The sequence below is a fragment of the Fontibacter flavus genome (assembly GCF_042432905.1).
GTDB classification, from domain to species: Bacteria; Bacteroidota; Bacteroidia; order Cytophagales; family Cyclobacteriaceae; genus Fontibacter; species Fontibacter flavus.
Genome location: NZ_JBHLWI010000081.1, coordinates 1 through 1476 on the forward strand (window position 1 = coordinate 1; position 1476 = coordinate 1476).

Consider the following 1476-nt stretch of genomic DNA (forward strand, 5'->3'; position numbering starts at 1 on the left):
TTGGATATAGTGCATAGAGATAAAATAGGATTGTTAAAAATAACCTCAACTAAATTTACTAAATTTAAGGAGATTGTGGAATAGCCAACTAAAAAACAGGAGAGGCTTTTTTCACAGTCTGCCGTTATGGGCAATTATACGGATATGAAAAATCTATACCTTCTATTTTTTAGCATGATTCTTCTTTCCTGTAATAATAGAAAAGGGGAAGCCATAAAAATTAATCTAAATGGCATTTGGTATGGTGAGCAAACCATATTAATTCAAGACTCAGTTATGACAAATCCATTCTGGGATAGTTATGGTTTTTTCTATTTTTCGATAAAAAATGATACTTTAATTGTTGAAGACCCTGAATTAGAAAGCGTTGGAAAAATAGATTTCGTCGATAATAATCATATTAAAATAATTGACTTTCAACAAAATAATTACATTAGAGAACTTGAAAGGGTAACAATAAGTAACCCAAGAAAATTTGAATATCTAAACTTTGAAAGTGGGGATGTTGAAGGGAGATTACCTTTTTTTAATATGCATATAGACAGAAATGGGCTCGTGACTTATGAAGGTGAACTTTACTCTGAACTGAAAGGAAAACAAAATTTTCAATTGGATACCTTGACCCTAAATCAAATGAATCAATTATTTGAAATGGTTGATATATGGAATTATCCAGAAAAAGAATTTTTACCAGTTACAGGAAGTGGTGAAATTAATTTAACAATAAAATACCCAGGCCATGAAATAATTAAAATTGAGAATGGTCTTTTCGAAGGAAAATACTTTATACTTCAGAAAGTCTTCAATCGATTTGAAAGTCTCCTAATAAAGAAAAAAGCCCATAACATCACCTTGGATACAGCGGGCGGTTTAGAGTAAATAGAAAATTCAGTATCTTTAAGAAGTTAGGAGTAGGCTGGAAGAGAACGGCTCCGAATGCCCGCCGTCTCCAAGCTGAATCCCGTTATATGCGATTATTAGAAACCTTACAAGCTGACAGAAGTAATAATTTTAACTCGGCATGTTTCACTTTAGGGAAACTTTTTTTAACTTTGTTTAGTGGATAAAAGTCAGAAACATAGAAAGATTACATTTTACAAGGACTACTTTCAAGATTTCTTTTCAAAACAAAACAAAAAGGTTAAAGCCAAGATAGTTTGGACGTTTGAATTGATTGAAGACTTACAAAGAGTTCCTGAAACTTATCTCAAACACCTTGAGAACACTGATGGGCTTTATGAAATTAGAGTTCAACTAGGAAGTAACATATTTAGAATTTTCTGTTTTTTTGACGAAGGTCAATTAATTGTATTGGCCAACGGATTTCAAAAGAAATCTCAAAAAACCCCAAAGAAAGAGATAGAAATGGCACTTAAAATAAAAGCAGAATATGAAAGCGAGAAGTAATAATTTAATGACCCTTGAGGAGTTCAAAGAAAAAAATTACGGAAAACGTGGCACTAAAGAGCGAGAGGA

Annotated in this window: 2 protein-coding genes; both read left to right on the top strand. The window is 31.9% G+C overall.

Annotated features, from left to right (window positions below):
• Window positions 1-144 precede the first annotated feature (144 nt).
• Window positions 145-879, top strand: coding sequence for a DUF6438 domain-containing protein (locus ACFFIP_RS18075; RefSeq protein WP_382389169.1), 735 nt, complete (start codon window positions 145-147; stop codon window positions 877-879).
• Between the two features lie 180 nt (window positions 880-1059).
• A complete protein-coding gene (locus tag ACFFIP_RS18080; RefSeq protein ID WP_035805039.1) occupies window positions 1060-1407 on the top strand; it encodes a type II toxin-antitoxin system RelE/ParE family toxin in 348 nt (115 codons plus the stop codon).
• Window positions 1408-1476 lie beyond the last annotated feature (69 nt).

What these genes read in the sequence shown, in the direction of transcription:
- ACFFIP_RS18075 (WP_382389169.1), top strand. Translation starts at nt 145, where the DNA reads ATGAAAAATCTATACCTTCTATTTTTTAGCATGATTCTTCTTTCCTGT.